This is a genomic window from Undibacterium sp. Ji83W, assembly GCF_049340385.1.
Taxonomy (GTDB): Bacteria; Pseudomonadota; Gammaproteobacteria; order Burkholderiales; family Burkholderiaceae_D; genus Undibacterium.
In genome coordinates this window covers 1-667 of record NZ_JBMPOZ010000065.1, presented here as the reverse complement: position 1 = coordinate 667, position 667 = coordinate 1, and the positions used below count along the sequence as shown (strand labels likewise).

Sequence of the window (667 nt, the reverse complement as noted above, 5' to 3'; positions counted from 1 at the left end):
TACCACGGCAGGGTTCGTGACTGGGGTGAAGTCGTAACAAGGTAGCCGTATCGGAAGGTGCGGCTGGATCACCTCCTTTCTAGAGTAGCGCGTAGTTAAGTGTCCACACTTATTGACTGTTAATGATGAATAGAGAACACAGGTAAGAGATCATGTTCCCGAAAGGGGGATTAGCTCAGCTGGGAGAGCACCTGCTTTGCAAGCAGGGGGTCGTCGGTTCGATCCCGTCATCCTCCACCAAGATTCTGGTAGAAGTTTAGGAATCGGGTCTGTAGCTCAGTTGGTTAGAGCACCGTGTTGATAACGCGGGGGTCGTTGGTTCGAGCCCAACCAGACCCACCACAAGATCTCGACAGTGCAAACGTAAGTCAGCGGATGTAGCGAATGAATGCTACACAATACAACGTTGAGATTTAGGTTTGTACTTTCAAAGCGAAAGACATAGTAATAAGTAGTTCTCGTTCTTTAACAATTTAGAAGAAGTAAAGTAGAAATAATCAAAATTATTTCTGTAAAGAGAAGCTTGCAACGACAGTTGTGAGTGGAAATTATGGAAGGGTTGTGATTGTATCGAACAAACATAGTATTAAAAAGAGTTTGAAAAGCTGTCGAAAGACAAGTTTTAGAAAAAATCAAATTCCTTGAGATACGGCAAACGCTAAAGTAA

General features: G+C 43.5%; 2 tRNA genes and 1 rRNA gene. All 3 read left to right on the top strand.

The features are described 5' to 3' along the window. A 16S ribosomal RNA gene (locus ACO0LD_RS31755) occupies window positions 1–79 on the top strand; the annotation flags it as partial. 85 nt (window positions 80–164) lie between these two features. Then, window positions 165–240: transfer RNA gene (locus ACO0LD_RS31750), tRNA-Ala, on the top strand. A 25-nt stretch (window positions 241–265) separates the two neighbouring features. Then, window positions 266–342, top strand: a tRNA-Ile gene (locus tag ACO0LD_RS31745). The last annotated feature ends 325 nt before the right edge of the window (window positions 343–667 follow it).